The sequence below is a fragment of the Rhizobium sp. 05N49 genome (assembly GCF_056396805.1).
The window spans coordinates 108,554-123,298 of the sequence record NZ_JBFTME010000006.1; the positions used below are offsets into that span (position 1 = coordinate 108,554).

Consider the following 14,745-nt stretch of genomic DNA (forward strand, 5'->3'; position numbering starts at 1 on the left):
GCACAAATAAGCACCATGGCGGGCACCAACAGCGAGCGTCAACTTCTGGCCGAAGGGCCTGTCATCATTCTGGTCGAGCCGCAGATGGGCGAGAATATCGGCATGGTGGCACGCGCCATGGCGAATTTCGGCCTTGCCGATCTTCGCCTCGTCAATCCGCGAGACGGCTGGCCGAACGAGAAGGCGCAGGCCGCAGCCTCCAGGGCCGATCACGTCATCGAAGGCACGAAGGTTTTCGCGACGCTGGAAGAGGCGATTGCCGATCTCAACTTCGTCTATGCGACGACGGCGCGCAGCCGCGACAATTACAAGCCGGTGCGCTCACCGGTCTTTGCCGCCGGAAACCTGCGCAGCCGCTTCAGGGCAGGCGAGGCGACGGGTATCCTGTTCGGCCGCGAGCGCTGGGGACTGACCAATGAGGAAGTGGCGCTAGCCGACGAGATCGTCACCTTTCCGGTCAATCCGGCCTTTGCATCGCTCAACATCGCCCAGGCGGTGCTGCTGATGTCATATGAATGGATGAAATCCGGCATGGAGGATCTGGAGGCGGTGCCGTTCCAGGCGCTTGAGCAGCGGCCCTCCACCAAGGAACAGCTCTTCGGCCTGTTCGACCAGCTGGAAGAGGCGCTCGATTCCCGCAACTATTTCCATCCGCCCTCGAAAAAGCCGAAAATGGTCGACAACCTGCGCGCAGTTCTCTCCCGCCGGGCCTTCACGGAGCAGGAAATCAGCGTGCTGCGCGGCGTCATCTCCTCTCTCGACCGCTTCTCGCGCAATAGCCCGCGCAAGGGCGGTTCCACCAGATCCCGCAAGGAAGCGCCCACCGATGACAGCGCCGACGAATGAGCTGAAACCCGTCCTCGTCTTCGATTCAGGCATAGGAGGGCTCACCGTGCTGCGCGAGGCGCGCGTGCTGATGCCGGAGCGCGGCTTCATCTATATCGCCGACGATGCCGGCTTTCCCTATGGCGGATGGGAGGAGCAGGCGCTGAAGGAGCGGATCATCGGCCTCTTCGCCAAGCTGCTTGAAGATTACGATCCCGAGGTCTGCATCATTGCCTGCAATACGGCTTTTACGCTTGTGGGCGCCGACCTGCGCGCCGCCTTTCCGCAGATGACCTTCGTCGGCACTGTGCCGGCGATAAAGCCTGCTGCCGAGCGCACACGCTCAGGGCTCGTCTCGGTGCTGGCGACCCCCGGCACGGTCAGACGCGCCTATACACGCGACCTCATCCAGTCCTTCGCCCAGCAATGCCATGTGCGGCTGGTCGGCTCGGAAAACCTGGCGCGCATGGCTGAAGCCTATATCCGCGGTGACGCCGTTTCTGACGAGGCAGTGCTCACCGAGATTGACCAATGTTTCGTCGAGAAGGATGGGCGCAAGACCGACATCGTCGTGCTCGCCTGCACGCATTATCCCTTCATGGCGAATATGTTTCGCAGGCTGGCGCCTTGGCCGGTGGACTGGTTGGATCCGGCGGAAGCCATTGCGCGGCGCGCTCGCACGCTAGTACCGCATGTTGCGGACGCCGTTCATCCTGACAATTTCGACTTTGCCGTCTTCACCTCGGGCAATCCGGATTTTGCCACGCGGCGGCTGATGCAAGGTTTCGGKCTGAGCRCSCGGTAGGGCACTGCGCGCTTTATTTCCCCTGCCTCATCACGCAAGATCCCCGAGGGGAATCGCGAGCAGGTGTTTGCCGCTCAAGATGCAAAGGGATGCGCCGTGCCGCTGCAAAGACTTGTGATGCTGATCTTCTTTCTGCAACCGATCGCCTTTGGCGCCTGGTTGCCGCGCATTCCCGATATCCAGGCGAAGCTCGAACTGGGCACCGCCGATCTCGCGATAGCCCTTCTGGGATTACCTATTGGTACACTGATCACGCTCCCGTTTGCCGGCCGGATCGTCTCGCGCATCGGCGGGCGCATGGCGATCATCTATGGGTTCATCTTCTTTCTTGCGGTGGTTTCGCTGCCGGCCTTCGCGCCCAGCGCCTTGCTTCTTTTCCTTGCCCTGATGATCGTCGGGGTCGCGCTTTCCACGGTGGAACTCGGCATGAATGTCGAGGCGGATGTGACGGAGAAGGCGACGGGGCTGATCATCATGAGCCGCTGCCATGGCTTCTGGAGCTTCGGCATCATGGCCGGCAGCCTGATCGGCGTTGGTGCCATCGCCATCGGGCTTTCACCGCACTGGTCGATCCTGATCACGGCGATCATCGTCCTGCCGATCGCGCTGGTCGCCAGCCTGCGCCTGCCGAAATTGCCGGAAAGTCACCATGCGGAGAATTCGCAGACAAAGACCGGCTTCAGGCCGCCAAGCCTTGCCCTGCTGGGGATCTGCGCCTTCGTCTTCGGCGTGACGATGACCGAAGGTGCGATCGCCGACTGGTCGGCAGTCTACCTCCGCGATGTCATGAATGCCGAAGGTGCCCAAACCGGTCTCGGTTATTCGGTTTTCGCTTTCATGGTTGCTGCGGGGCGCTTCAGCGGTGATTACATGAAGGGCCGTTTCGGCGCGGTTGCCATTGCCCGCGGCTGCGGCATCGCCTCGCTTGCCGGCATGCTCGTCGTTCTCCTTGCGCCGGCGACGCCGCTTGCCCTGCTTGGCTTTGCAGCAGTCGGTGTCGGTGTCTCGGTCGGATTTCCGCTTGCGGTGACGGCCGTCGCTTCGCTGACCGACCGACCACCTGCTTCAAGCGTTGCCATACTCTCCTTCGCAGCGCTCAGCGGTTTTCTCATCGGGCCGCCGATCATCGGCTTTCTCGGCGAACTCCTGGGCTTGCGCGTGGGGCTCGCGGTCCTGCTGGTGCCACTCTTCGTCAGCCTGCTCTGCACCCGGCTGCTGATTCCGACGCAAAACGACATGGCGGGCGATCTCGTCGAGCGCGAGGCGGTGTAGGGCGTCTTTCCAGGCCTGACTTTCCCTGTGGGTTTTTAAAGGTTTGACGACAACAGCGCCTGCGAATCTGCTAGAGACGGGGGCTGGAATTTGTAAGGGGAATTGGGCGTGCAGGTTGGCATCGATATGGGAATGGCGTCCGGCAACCCGGCGACGCTCGATATCGAGGAATTGCTGGCGACGCGTCTGCTCGTGCAGGGCAATTCCGGCTCCGGCAAATCGCATCTGCTGCGCCGCCTGCTGGAGCAATCGGCCCAATGGGTACAGCAGGTCATCATCGATCCCGAAGGTGATTTCGTCACGCTGTCCGACCGGTTCGGCCATGTCGTCGTCGATGGCGAGCGCACCGAGGCCGAGCTTGCCGGCATTGCCAACCGTATCCGCCAGCACCGAGTTTCCTGCGTGCTGACGCTGGAAGGGCTCGATATCGAGCAGCAGATGCGGGCGGCTGCGGCCTTCCTCAACGGCATGTTCGATGCCGATCGCGAATATTGGTATCCGGTTCTTGTCGTTGTCGACGAAGCGCAGATGTTTGCGCCCTCGGTCGGCGGCGATGTCTCGGAAGATGCGCGCAAGGCGTCGCTCGGCGCCATGACCAACCTGATGTGCCGCGGACGTAAACGCGGGCTTGCCGGCGTCATCGCCACGCAGCGTCTCGCCAAGCTTGCAAAGAACGTCGCGRCCGAAGCCTCGAACTTCCTGATGGGCCGCACCTTCCTCGATATCGACATGGCGCGCGCCGCTGATCTGCTCGGCATGGACCGCCGTCAGGCGGAAATGTTCCGAGATCTGAAGCGCGGTCATTTCGTCGCCCTTGGACCGGCGCTGTCGCGTCGGCCGCTGCCGATCCAGATCGGCAATGTCGAGACATCGGCGCGTTCTTCCAGCCCGAAGCTGATGCCGCTGCCGGATTCGCCACAAGATGTCGAAGACCTGATCTTCACGCCGGATCCGGAAGAGTTCCAGCGGCCGATCGTACGGCGTGCTCCACCGGCGCCGCGCCCGACCACCGATATCCTGGCCGAGCTCTCGCGCTCGACGCCGGCCACCAGCTCCATGCAGGCCGCCGAGCCGCGTGTGGCCCAGCCGGAACTGTCGGCCGAAGAGCGCGAGGAGCGGCTTTCCGGCGTGCTCTCCGAGATCCTCGACGATCCGGGCTCCGGTTTCCGCACGGATGCAGTCCTCTATCAGGAATTCCTGGTGCGGCTGCGCATGCGCCGTGTTCCGGGAGCCCCAATGTCCTTGCAGGATTTCCGGCGGCGCGTGGCGGTTTCCCGCTCCGGCGTCGATCCCGACATGGCAGCAGGGGAGGCCTGGGCGACGGCGCTTTCGCTCTCCAATGGCGTCACCGACGATCTTCAGGGTGTGTTCCTGATGATGGCGAAGGCCGCGATCGGCGGCGAGGCCTGCCCGTCCGATGCCCGCATTGCCCGCGCTTATGGCACGCATTCGGCCCGGCGCGCGCGCCGGCTGCTTGGCTATTTCGAAGAACAGGGGCTTATCGTCGTCCACACGGACTTTACCGGCAAACGCATCGTCGCCTTCCCGGACCTGCAGGCCGAGACCGCGCCGGGTTCGGCCGATGCGCCTGACACCGAGGCCCTGAAGAGCGCCGCAGAATAAGCATCAGACCCAGCTCTGGATGATCTCGGGGCTGGCATGGATGCAGGTGAGCTCCAGCCGCGTCGTTCCCACATTCTTGAAGCAGTGGGGCGTCTCCGCATTCACGATGACTATATCGCCGGGATTGGGCTCCAGCGTCTCTTCGCCAACGGTGAAACGCGCCTTGCCGGAGCGCACGATCCACATTTCCGTATAGGGATGAACATGCAGGTCCGGGCCCTGGCCAGGCTCGTTGTCGATCAGGAAGATCGAGACCGGGGCGCCGAAATCCCGGCCCTCGAAGCGAATGGTCCGGTTGGCGAATTGCTGCTGGATTTCACGCGGTATGACATGGAACATGATTTCCTCCTTGGATCACGCTACGGACTTCGCTATGAATTTATCTTCTCGAGAAGATACTTCACCCAATTTATCTTCTCGTCAAGATAGTTTGGAGCCATGATGGAAACGGAAGATCACGTCGATCGCCTACGCACCCTCTGGGCAAAGGAGTTGCCCGATCTCGACACGACGCCCATGAGCATCCTCGGGCGCATCTACCGGCTCTCCAATCTGGTGCGGCCCTCCATCGAGGCGACATTCGCCGAATTCGATCTCGACCGGGGCGAGTTCGACGTGATTGCGACGATTCGCAGGGCAGGGCCGCCCTACAGGATGACGCCGACCGAGCTCTACAGCCTTCTGCTGATCTCGTCGGGCGGGCTGACGCATCGGCTGGACAGGCTGGAGAAATCGGGGCTGATCCGGCGGGAGCGCTCTGCCCAGGACAAGCGCAGCTTCGAGGTGGCGCTGACCGATGAGGGCATCGAACGCGCAGAAGCCGCCTTCCGCGAAGATATGAAGCGGGAACTCGCCCATCTCGGCGGGCTTGAGGAAAGCGAGCGCCGCGCGCTTGCCGCTCTGCTGCGCAAGCTCGCAGGTTCCCTTGAGCGAACCGGCGATAACGGCCTCGCCGTGGCAGATTCTGTTTGACAATCCTGTGACTTATCCCTAAAGACCGCGCCAGCACCGGGCAGCAATGTCCGGTGTTTCATTTGACATGTCCCGTGGATCAGATCCGTTCGCGTAATGGAAAGATCCTGTCGGCTCCCGGAAACGGGATCAAAGGAGGGCGTGTTTCCTTCGTGCGGTTTGGCAACAAACCGTCCTAACACTTTGAAAGGAAATACGATGAGCAAGCGCGAATCGTCCAAGTACAAGATCGACCGCCGTATGGGCGAAAACATCTGGGGCCGTCCGAAGTCCCCGGTGAACCGCCGCGAATACGGCCCGGGCCAGCACGGCCAGCGCCGCAAGGGCAAGCTTTCCGACTTCGGCGTGCAGCTGCGCGCCAAGCAGAAGCTGAAGGGTTACTACGGTGACCTGCGCGAGAAGCAGTTCCGCGCGATCTTCGCTGAAGCTGACCGCCGCAAGGGCGACACCTCGGAAAACCTGATCGGTCTTCTGGAGTCCCGCCTCGACGCGATCGTCTACCGCGCCAAGTTCGTTCCGACGGTCTTTGCTGCCCGTCAGTTCGTCAACCATGGCCACGTTACGGTCAACGGCGTCCGCGTCAACATCGGTTCTTACCGTTGCAAGGTCGGCGACGTCATCGAAGTTCGTGAGCGCTCCAAGCAGCTCGTTACGGTTCTGGAATCGGTTTCGCTCGCAGAGCGCGACGTTCCTGACTACGTCGAAGTCGACCACAACAAGATGGTTGCCACTTTCGCACGCGTTCCGACGCTTGCCGACGTTCCGTACCCGGTTGTCATGGAACCGCATCTGGTCGTCGAATTCTATTCTCGCTAATCGCGAGAGGCGTTTTCGCATTCTGGAAAAGCCGCCTCTCGGGGCGGCTTTTTCGTATCCGGAGGGAAGATGGTGGATTTGCAGGCAGTCCTCGACAGCATCTACAAGGAGCTGACGCCCCGCATCGGCGAGGGCAAGGTCGCGGATTATATTCCCGAACTTGCCAAGGTCGATCCGAACCAGTTCGGCATGTCGATCATCACCGTCGACGGCAAGGTCTACAGCGTCGGCCATGCCGATGTCGCCTTTTCCATCCAGAGCATTTCCAAGGTCTTCATGCTGACGCTGGCGCTCGGCAAGGTGGGCGAGGGGCTGTGGAAACGCGTCGGCCGCGAGCCTTCGGGCTCAGCCTTCAATTCCATCGTCCAGCTCGAGCATGAGCACGGCATCCCGCGCAATCCCTTCATCAATGCCGGCGCGATCGCCGTCAGCGATGTCGTCATGGCCGGCCATGCGCCGCGCGAGGCGATCGGCGAGTTGCTGCGCTTCGTGCGTTACCTCGCTGACGACGAATCCATCACCATCGACGACAAGGTGGCACGCTCGGAGACGGCGACCGGCTATCGTAATTTCGCGCTCGCCAATTTCATGCGCTCCTACCGCAATCTCGATCACCCCGTCGATCATGTGCTCGGCGTCTATTTCCACCAGTGTGCGCTCTCCATGACCTGCGAGCAGCTGGCCCGCGCCGGCCTGTTCCTTGCGGCACGCGGCGGCAATCCGCTGACCGGCCATTCGGTCGTGTCGCCGAAACGAGCGCGGCGCATCAATGCGCTGATGCTGACCTGCGGCCATTACGACGGATCGGGCGACTTCGCCTATCATGTCGGCCTGCCGGGCAAGAGCGGTGTCGGCGGCGGCATCTTTGCCGTGGCGCCGGGCATCGCCTCGATCGCGGTCTGGTCGCCGGGGCTGAACAAGGTCGGCAATTCGCAGCTTGGCGCCGTGGCGCTGGAGATGCTGGCGGCGCGTACGGGCTGGTCCGTTTTCGGCGATTGAGGCTGTGTTGGCCGGCGGCTTTCTGCTAAGCAGGGCAGGCACATCAGACAGGTAGCAAGATGAATATCGCAGCCAATATTGCCGACGATCTGGAAGCGGCTGAAGCCGGCATCGGCCATGCGCTGTTTGCCGACGCGCCCCACTCGGTCTCCTTCAACAAGCTGCGCAAGCGTCTGCTGCGGCAGGTGCGCCAGGCCTTCGAAGATTTCGACATGCTCAAGGGCCAGAAACGCTGGCTGATCGGCATATCCGGCGGCAAGGATTCCTATGGCCTGCTGGCGCTGCTGCTCGATCTGCAATGGCGTGGTCTGCTGCCGGTGGAGCTGATCGCCTGCAATCTCGATCAGGGCCAGCCGAATTTCCCGGAGCATGTGCTGCCGGAATACCTTTCAAAGATCGGCGTCAAACATCGCATCGAATATCGCGACACCTATTCGATCGTGAAGGAGAAGGTACCGGAGGGAGCGACCTACTGTTCGCTCTGCTCGCGCCTGCGCCGCGGCAATCTCTACCGGATTGCCAAGGAAGAAGGCTGCGACGCGCTGGTGCTCGGCCATCATCGGGAAGACATTCTTGAAACCTTCTTCATGAACTTCTTCCACGGTGGACGGATGGCCGCGATGCCGGCGAAGCTTCTGAACGACGAAGGCAATCTGATGGTGCTCAGGCCGCTCGCCTATTGCGCCGAGGACGACATGGCCAAGTTTGCCGCTGCCATGCAGTTTCCAATCATTCCCTGCGATCTCTGCGGCTCTCAGGACGGTCTGCAGCGCAATGCGATGAAGGATATGCTCGCCGATATCGAGCGCCGCATGCCCGGCCGCAAGGACACGATGCTGCGTGCGCTCGCGCATGTGAACCCGTCACACCTGCTCGATCCGAAACTTTTCGACTTTTCTGCGCTGGCCGTCACCCAAACGTCATAATGGACTTGCTATGAGCCTCAGCAGTTCCATGCAACGAGTCCAAAATGATTTTCCCAGACAAAGACATAGAGTTCCTCGGTGATTGCCTCAGGCATGTCGCCGAAGAAGAGATCATGCCGCGCTTCCGCAATGCGGCTGCGGCCAATGTTTCCGAAAAGACGTCTTCCGTCGATCTCGTAACGCAAGCCGACCTGCGCTCCGAGGCTTACCTTACGGCAGCAATCCGCGAGCGTTTTCCCTCGGCACTCATTGTCGGCGAGGAAGCCTATGAGGCGGATCGTTCGGTCGTGCCGGCGCTTGCCGATGCCGATCTTGCTTTCGTCATCGATCCCGTCGACGGCACGTTCAATTTTGCGGCCGGCATGCCGGTTTTCGGTACGATCCTTGCCGTGACGGTAAGGGGAGAAACGGTTGCCGGCATCATTCACGATCCGGTGCTCGGCGACACGGTCGTTTCCCTCAAGGGTGCCGGCGCCTTCCAGCAGAGACGCAATTGCGAGCCTGCCCGCCTCAAGGTCGCGGAACCTCTGGAGCTGGGCCTCATGATCGGCGCCATGGCCTGCAGCCATATGGCAGAGCCGGATCGTTCGCGTGTTGCCGGCAATATGGCGAAGGTCAAGATGACCTTCGCGTTCAATTGCTCGGCCTACGAATATTGGATGGTGTCCTCGGGCAAGCTGCATTTCATCGGCCACCCCAAGCTGATGCCCTGGGATCATCTGGCCGGCGTGCTGACCCATCAGGAAGCCGGCGGCCATACCGCCAAATTCGACGGAACGCCCTACAGGCCCGGCGAGATTTCCGGCGGCATCATCTCTGCTCCCGATAAGGACAGCTGGCAGATGATCCGAACCGAGATCGTCGGCTACCGATAAACCGAAAGGAACCGCCATGACGACTGCCATAGATACGATGAAGCTTGCCGATCTCCTGCGGCAGGCAGCGAAAGCCGAGATCTTGCCGCGCTTTCGCCGACTGGGCAGCAGCGATGTGCGCGCCAAGACGGAAGCGACCGACCTCGTGACCGAGGCCGATGAGCTGGCCGAAAGGATGATGAAAGCCGAGGCCGCGCGCCTCTGGCCGGAGGCATTGTTCATCGGTGAGGAATCGGTTGCCGCTGACGAAGCACTTCTGGACAAGCTCAAAGGTGCCGATCTCGCCATCGTCGTCGATCCCGTCGACGGCACCTTCAACTTTGCTTCCGGCATTCCGGCCTTCGGCGTCATGGCATCGGTCGTCTCCAAGGGCGAGACGGTTGCCGGCATCATCTATGATCCGATGGGCGACGATTGGGTTATGGCGGAAAAGGGCGGCGGCGCCTGGCTGCGCCGGCCGGATGGCGAGGCGCAACGGTTGCGAGTGGCAGAACCTGTCGCGCTTGACCAGATGGTCGGCATGGCTTCCACCGGCTACCTGCCGCAGGAAAAGCGCGCCGAAATCCTTGGCAATCTTGCCAAGGTTCGCTTCCTCACCAACTACCGCTGCGCAGCACATGAATACCGCACCCTTGCCGGCGGGCATGTGCATTACCTGATGTACAACAAGCTGATGCCTTGGGATCACCTGGCCGGCACGCTGATCTGCCAGGAAGCCGGCGCCTATGCCGCCCGTTTCGACGGTTCGGCCTATCTGCCGCATCATGTGACCGGCGGGTTGCTGATTACGCCGGACAAGGAGAGCTGGGAAATCTTCCGCCGCGAGGTCGCGACGGTCTAAACCTGAACTGGCCTGAGTTCGAACTCAGGCCAATATCTGTTTCAATGCATCAAGGAGCGTGTCGCATTCGGCATCGGTGCCGATGGTGATGCGCAGGAAATCCTGGATGCGCTGCCCGCGGAAATTCCTGACCAGCACCGCACGCTTGCGCAGCTCCGCAGCCAGCTCGGCGCCGCCGCGGGTGCTGTGGCGAGCGAAGACGAAATTGGCGGAGGAGGGCAGAACCTCGAAGCCGAACTCGCCGAGGGCGGCGGTCAACCGCTCACGGCTTGCGACGATCAGCGCGCAATGTTTCTCGAACCAGTCCTGATCCTCCCAAGAGGCCACGGCGCCGGCCTGTGTCAGCCTGTCCAGCGGATAGGAATTGAAGCTGTCCTTGACCCGTTCCAGCGCATCGATCAGCGGCCGCTGGCCGACGGCGAAACCGACGCGCAGGCCGGCAAGGCCGCGCGATTTGGAGAAGGTCTGGATGACGAGCAGGTTCGGATATTTCCGCACGAGCGGAATGGCACTCTGGCCACCGAAATCCACATAGGCTTCATCGATGACGACGACCTGATCCGGATGTTCCTGTACCAGCGCCTCGATCGCCGCAAGCGGCAACGCCGTGCCGGTCGGCGCATTCGGGTTCGGCAGGATGATCGCGCCGCAGGGCTGGCGGTAGTCCTCGATGCGCACCTGCATCTTCTCGTCCAGCGGGATCTCGCGGAAGGTGATGCCGTAGAGACCGCAATAGGTCGGGTAGAAGCTGTAGGTGATATCGGGATAGAGCAGGGGCAGGTCGTGCTTCAGGAGCGCCTGAAACGTATGGGCCAAAACCTCGTCCGAGCCATTGCCGACGAAGACCTCGCCGGGATCGAGATCATGGCTCGAGGCAATCGCCTGGCGCACTTTCAGGCCAGTCGGCTCGGGATAGAGCCGCAGCGTGTCGTTGACGGCTTGCGAGATTGCCGCCAAGGCACGCGGCGAAGGGCCGTAAGGGTTCTCATTGGTGTTGAGCTTCACCAGCCCTTCGATGACAGGCTGTTCGCCCGCCACGTAAGGTGTCAGCGATTGAACAAGGGGGCTCCAGAAACGGCTCATCGTGTACTTCCGGTCAAAGACAGTCGCGCATAAACGTGCAGCGGCCTTGCGAGAGCGACTGCGAAAACAAAAGCCTAAAACGTGGCAAGCGAAGCTGAATGATCGCTGCACGCTTTAGGCCTCAAGCAGCATTACATGTGAACAGCACCGGGGTCGAGTTGCGGGCTGTCGCCGGGATGGGTGAACAGCTTGCCCTTTTCCGCCCAGAGAACCATGACGACGGTGACCGCGCCGAAGAGCGCGAAACCGCCGAACAGCGGCTGAACCGTGCCGTTGAACAGCTGGCCGACGCCGCCGCCGAGGAGGGCGCCGAACGTCGTCGACACGAAACCGGTGACAGCCGTTGCCGTGCCGGCGAGATTGCCCATCGGCTCCAGGCTGATCGCGGTGAAATTGGTGGCGATGACGGCAAACATCATCAGCAGGATCGAGAAGAGGGCGTAGGAGAAGGCGAAGGACGGGGTGCCGCCAAGTGCTGCGACAAAGCCGACCGCCGAGACGATGGTGAAGAGCAGCATGGCAGCATGCGAGATGCGGCGCATGCCGAAGGTGCGCACCAGCATGCCGTTCAGGAAGTTGGCAACGGCGATGCCGCCTGCCGTAGCGGCAAAGGCGATCGGCAACCAGTCGCCGAGACCGTAAACCTCACCGAAAACCTGCTGAACCGAGATCACATAGGCGCTGATGACGCCGGTGAACATGGTGAGGCCGATCATGTAGCCGCAGGTGATGCGGTTGGTGAGAACCGTCCTGAAGCCATCGGCGACAGCGCCAACGGACAGCGGAATGCGCTCTTCCGGCGGCAGCGATTCCTTCAGGCGCAGGAGCGCCCAGACGAAGAGAATCGTCGCGACGATGCCGAGCAGGATGAAAATCCAGTTCCAATGCGCATAGGTGATAATGAGCTGGCCGACAGAGGGGGCGACGATCGGCACGATCATGAAGACGATCATGACATAGGACATGACGCGGGCCATCTCACGGCCACCGAAGCAATCGCGGACGATCGCCATGGTGGTGATGCGCACGGCCGCGCCGCCGATACCCTGAACGAAGCGCATGATCAGCAGCATTTCGAAACTGCCGGTGGCCGCAGCGGCAAACATGCCGACCACGTAGCAGGCAAGGCCGCCAAGCAGGATGTTGCGGCGGCCGAAGGCATCCGACAGGCTGCCGAATATGATCTGGGATGCGCCGAAGCCCAAGAAGAAGACGCCGATGACGAGCTGCGCATCATTGTTGCTGGTAACACCCAGCGAATGGCCGATATTGGGCAACGCCGGCAGCATGCTGTCGATCGCCATGGCAATGCTGGCGGTCATGATGGCGATGGTCACCACGAATTCGAAGAAGCCCATGCCAATGCGGGCAGAACCCTGGTTTTCCGTGTGCGGTTTGTGCGTCGGAGTCATCCGTATCCCCCTGAATGACGGAAGAGCGGCCGGAAAGCGGCCGAATATTGTGTGGGAGGGCGGCGAACCCCTACCAAAATGTGCCGCCGCCTGATGTGTCTGAAAGCTTCAGTGCTGATTGGGCGCCTGATCTCAGTGCCCGATATCGCTGAAGCTGGAAAGTGATGCGTCCTTCGACAGCGGCGCATGCTGCGCCCTGAACAGCCGGCCCTTTTCTGCGATCAGCACGAAGACGATACCGATCAGCGAGACGCCGAAGTAGCCGGCGATCATCGGCGTTGCCGTGCCGTCAAAGGCCTGTCCGACCATGGCTCCGATCAATGCGCCGCCGATCGTGCTCATGAAGCCGATGACCGAGGAAGCCGTGCCGGCGAGATGGCCGAGCGGCTCCATGGCGAGCGAATTGAAGTTCGAGCCGATCCAGCCGAACTGGAACATCACCAGCGCGAAGAAGACGATGAAGATCGGGAAAGGCATCGGCTGCGGCCCTGATATCTGCACCATCAGCCAGATGAAACTCAAGCCGCAGAAACCGAGGAGGGATGCGTGCGAGAGCCGGCGCATGCCGAAGCGGCCGACCAGCTGGGAATTGATGAAGGACGAGAAGGCCATGAACAGCGCCACTCCGGCAAAGGCGACGGGCATGTAGACGCCGAGACCGTAGATGCCGACATAGATCTGCTGGGCAGAGTTGATGAAGCCGAACAACGCGCCGAAGAGGATCGTGCTGGCAATGGTGTAACAGAGGGCGATGCGGTTGGAAAAGAAGATCGCAAAGCCCTGCGCCACCGAGCGGACCGTGAACGGACGGACATTGGCGGGATCCAGCGTTTCCGGCAGGCGCAGATACATCCAGATGCCGACGGCCGTCGCCATGGTGCCGATGAAGACGAAGATCATGTGCCAGGTGCTGACGAGCATGATGATCTGGCCGCTGCCCGGCGCAATGACCGGCACGACCATGAAGACCATCATGATAAGCGACATGACTTCCGCCATCTGCCTTCCGCCGTAGACATCGCGGACGATGGAAATAGTAATGACGCGGGTGGCGGCAGAACCGAGCCCCTGAATGAAGCGCAGCGTCAGAAGCCCGGCAAAGGTCGGGACCACAGCGATGCCGAAGGCGGCAACGACGTAAATGCCGAGGCCGATCAGCAGCGGAACACGGCGGCCGAAGCGATCGGAAAGCGGGCCGTAGAAAAGCTGGGCGAGACCGAAACCGAAAAGATAAGCGGAAACGACATACTGGCGATGATTTTCGTTCTCGACGCCGAGGCTGGAGCCGATCTGCTGCAGTGCGGGCAGCATGATGTCGATGGCCAGCGAGTTGACTGCCATCAGGAAAGCCGCAAGCGCGATAAATTCCAGCTTGCCCATGGGCAGCCGACCCGCGGACATGGCTTGTGATGAATCTGTCACAATGAAATTCCCATAAACAGGTCAAGGCGCTGCTTGGCGCAGCGCCTCGAACTCAAGATACAGATTTGGAAACCGGACGGACGCCCGGTGACCGATCAGGCGACGGCGGTCTTGACCGTGACGCCGTTTTCCTGGAGGTGCTGCTGGAGCTCACCGGCCTGGAACATTTCCCGGACGATGTCGCAGCCGCCGATGAACTCGCCCTTGACGTAGAGCTGGGGGATCGTCGGCCAGTTGGAGTAATCCTTGATGCCCTGGCGGATTTCCGAATCGGCGAGCACGTTGATGCCCTTGTAGTCGACACCGATGTAATCGAGGATCTGGACGACCTGACCGGAGAAACCGCACTGCGGAAACTGCGGCGTGCCCTTCATGAAGAGGACGACGTCGTTGCTCTTGATCTCGTTTTCGATGAATTCGTTGATACCGCTCATGGGACCTAATCCTTTCAACAGGCAGGTTAAAGGCCCGCCGTTTCAATCGTTTCCCTTAGATAGCATGTGGAAGCCGGAATTCCACCCGCGAAAACCAAAAAAAGACCAATCCGCGACACTTAGCGGCACAGGTTGTTGCCTATGCGTTACGCCTCGTTGCGATAGACCTTGATCCGTTCAATCCCGGTATCGGTGGAGAAGGCTCTAAGCGCGGCGCTGCCTGCTGCGGCCTGCTACCGTGCGGCGCTTGCTGACCTGCTTGCGAGCAGGCTTGCGACTCACCGGCGTTGCCTTGCGGGTGGTGCGGCTCGCCGTTGCAGACGCTGCCTTGCGGCGCTTGCGCTTGGTTGTGGTACGGCCCGTTGTCTTCTTCAGGATTTCCTTCAGCACGCTATTGACGACGCCTGACACCAGTTCATTCACGAGATTGCCCACAAAAT

Annotated in this window: 16 protein-coding genes; 10 read left to right on the forward strand and 6 right to left on the reverse strand. The window is 61.3% G+C overall.

Annotated elements, in window-relative coordinates; genetic code table 11:
• Window positions 1-15 precede the first annotated feature (15 nt).
• The 4 genes from AC1DF8_RS14110 (at window position 16) to AC1DF8_RS14125 (ending at window position 4,525) form a co-directional block, all read left to right on the forward strand.
• Window positions 16-846, forward strand: a complete 831-nt coding sequence (locus AC1DF8_RS14110) for an RNA methyltransferase (RefSeq protein WP_478153968.1) — start codon at window positions 16-18, stop codon at window positions 844-846.
• Complete coding sequence (gene murI / locus AC1DF8_RS14115; protein WP_478153969.1) at window positions 827-1,630, forward strand: glutamate racemase; 804 nt, start codon at window positions 827-829, stop codon at window positions 1,628-1,630. The genes AC1DF8_RS14110 and murI overlap by 20 nt, the downstream gene beginning before the upstream one ends.
• A gap of 96 nt (window positions 1,631-1,726) precedes the next feature.
• Window positions 1,727-2,902, forward strand: a complete 1,176-nt coding sequence (locus tag AC1DF8_RS14120) for an MFS transporter (RefSeq protein WP_478153970.1) — start codon at window positions 1,727-1,729, stop codon at window positions 2,900-2,902.
• A gap of 108 nt (window positions 2,903-3,010) precedes the next feature.
• Complete coding sequence (locus AC1DF8_RS14125) at window positions 3,011-4,525, forward strand: helicase HerA domain-containing protein (protein WP_478153971.1); 1,515 nt, start codon at window positions 3,011-3,013, stop codon at window positions 4,523-4,525.
• 3 nt (window positions 4,526-4,528) lie between these two features.
• Here the strand turns inward: AC1DF8_RS14125 and AC1DF8_RS14130 are convergent, their stop codons facing one another.
• Complete coding sequence (locus AC1DF8_RS14130; protein WP_478153972.1) at window positions 4,529-4,864, reverse strand: cupin domain-containing protein; 336 nt, start codon at window positions 4,862-4,864, stop codon at window positions 4,529-4,531.
• A 102-nt stretch (window positions 4,865-4,966) separates the two neighbouring features.
• Between AC1DF8_RS14130 and AC1DF8_RS14135 the strand changes: the two genes are divergently transcribed.
• The 6 genes from AC1DF8_RS14135 (at window position 4,967) to AC1DF8_RS14160 (ending at window position 9,954) form a co-directional block, all read left to right on the forward strand.
• Window positions 4,967-5,497, forward strand: coding sequence for a MarR family winged helix-turn-helix transcriptional regulator (locus AC1DF8_RS14135; RefSeq protein ID WP_113206262.1), 531 nt, complete (start codon window positions 4,967-4,969; stop codon window positions 5,495-5,497).
• 198 nt (window positions 5,498-5,695) lie between these two features.
• Window positions 5,696-6,313 carry a 30S ribosomal protein S4 gene (gene rpsD, locus AC1DF8_RS14140; RefSeq protein WP_112547755.1) on the forward strand — a complete coding sequence of 206 codons (618 nt, stop codon included), beginning with the start codon at window positions 5,696-5,698 and terminating at the stop codon, window positions 6,311-6,313.
• Window positions 6,314-6,382: 69 nt separating this feature from the next.
• Window positions 6,383-7,312, forward strand: a complete 930-nt coding sequence (locus AC1DF8_RS14145; protein WP_112547754.1) for a glutaminase — start codon at window positions 6,383-6,385, stop codon at window positions 7,310-7,312.
• Between the two features lie 59 nt (window positions 7,313-7,371).
• A complete protein-coding gene (gene ttcA / locus AC1DF8_RS14150) occupies window positions 7,372-8,238 on the forward strand; it encodes a tRNA 2-thiocytidine(32) synthetase TtcA (protein ID WP_478153973.1) in 867 nt (288 codons plus the stop codon).
• 44 nt (window positions 8,239-8,282) lie between these two features.
• Window positions 8,283-9,113, forward strand: coding sequence for an inositol monophosphatase family protein (locus AC1DF8_RS14155; protein WP_478153974.1), 831 nt, complete (start codon window positions 8,283-8,285; stop codon window positions 9,111-9,113).
• Window positions 9,114-9,129: 16 nt separating this feature from the next.
• Window positions 9,130-9,954: an inositol monophosphatase family protein gene (locus AC1DF8_RS14160; RefSeq protein WP_478153975.1), complete on the forward strand. Its 825-nt coding sequence runs from the start codon at window positions 9,130-9,132 to the stop codon at window positions 9,952-9,954.
• 24 nt (window positions 9,955-9,978) lie between these two features.
• On the opposite strand, the gene hisC is transcribed toward AC1DF8_RS14160, so the two are convergent.
• The 5 genes from hisC to AC1DF8_RS14185 all read right to left on the reverse strand — a co-directional run bounded on the left by hisC (window position 9,979) and on the right by AC1DF8_RS14185 (window position 14,740).
• The gene (gene hisC, locus AC1DF8_RS14165) at window positions 9,979-11,037 is read right to left on the reverse strand and encodes a histidinol-phosphate transaminase (RefSeq protein ID WP_478153976.1); all 1,059 of its coding nucleotides are present in this window, start codon (window positions 11,035-11,037) and stop codon (window positions 9,979-9,981) included.
• 131 nt (window positions 11,038-11,168) lie between these two features.
• Complete coding sequence (locus AC1DF8_RS14170; RefSeq protein ID WP_113148193.1) at window positions 11,169-12,449, reverse strand: multidrug effflux MFS transporter; 1,281 nt, start codon at window positions 12,447-12,449, stop codon at window positions 11,169-11,171.
• Between the two features lie 132 nt (window positions 12,450-12,581).
• Window positions 12,582-13,829 (reverse strand): multidrug effflux MFS transporter, encoded by a 1,248-nt coding sequence (locus AC1DF8_RS14175; RefSeq protein WP_112968375.1) that lies wholly within the window; start codon window positions 13,827-13,829, stop codon window positions 12,582-12,584.
• Between the two features lie 137 nt (window positions 13,830-13,966).
• Window positions 13,967-14,305, reverse strand: a complete 339-nt coding sequence (gene grxD / locus AC1DF8_RS14180; RefSeq protein ID WP_112547748.1) for a Grx4 family monothiol glutaredoxin — start codon at window positions 14,303-14,305, stop codon at window positions 13,967-13,969.
• Window positions 14,306-14,509: 204 nt separating this feature from the next.
• On the reverse strand, window positions 14,510-14,740 hold the full coding sequence (locus AC1DF8_RS14185; RefSeq protein ID WP_112547747.1) for a hypothetical protein: 231 nt from the start codon (window positions 14,738-14,740) through the stop codon (window positions 14,510-14,512).
• Window positions 14,741-14,745 lie beyond the last annotated feature (5 nt).

Excerpts from the sequence above, each read along its gene's own strand:
- AC1DF8_RS14110 (WP_478153968.1), top strand. The coding sequence starts at position 16 with ATGGCGGGCACCAACAGCGAGCGTCAACTTCTGGCCGAAGGGCCTGTC.
- AC1DF8_RS14130 (WP_478153972.1), bottom strand. The coding sequence starts at position 4,864 with ATGTTCCATGTCATACCGCGTGAAATCCAGCAGCAATTCGCCAACCGG.
- AC1DF8_RS14135 (WP_113206262.1), top strand. The coding sequence starts at position 4,967 with ATGGAAACGGAAGATCACGTCGATCGCCTACGCACCCTCTGGGCAAAG.
- rpsD (WP_112547755.1), top strand. The coding sequence starts at position 5,696 with ATGAGCAAGCGCGAATCGTCCAAGTACAAGATCGACCGCCGTATGGGC.
- AC1DF8_RS14145 (WP_112547754.1), top strand. The coding sequence starts at position 6,383 with ATGGTGGATTTGCAGGCAGTCCTCGACAGCATCTACAAGGAGCTGACG.
- ttcA (WP_478153973.1), top strand. The coding sequence starts at position 7,372 with ATGAATATCGCAGCCAATATTGCCGACGATCTGGAAGCGGCTGAAGCC.
- AC1DF8_RS14155 (WP_478153974.1), top strand. The coding sequence starts at position 8,283 with ATGATTTTCCCAGACAAAGACATAGAGTTCCTCGGTGATTGCCTCAGG.
- AC1DF8_RS14160 (WP_478153975.1), top strand. The coding sequence starts at position 9,130 with ATGACGACTGCCATAGATACGATGAAGCTTGCCGATCTCCTGCGGCAG.
- hisC (WP_478153976.1), bottom strand. The coding sequence starts at position 11,037 with ATGAGCCGTTTCTGGAGCCCCCTTGTTCAATCGCTGACACCTTACGTG.
- AC1DF8_RS14170 (WP_113148193.1), bottom strand. The coding sequence starts at position 12,449 with ATGACTCCGACGCACAAACCGCACACGGAAAACCAGGGTTCTGCCCGC.
- AC1DF8_RS14175 (WP_112968375.1), bottom strand. The coding sequence starts at position 13,829 with ATGGGCAAGCTGGAATTTATCGCGCTTGCGGCTTTCCTGATGGCAGTC.
- grxD (WP_112547748.1), bottom strand. The coding sequence starts at position 14,305 with ATGAGCGGTATCAACGAATTCATCGAAAACGAGATCAAGAGCAACGAC.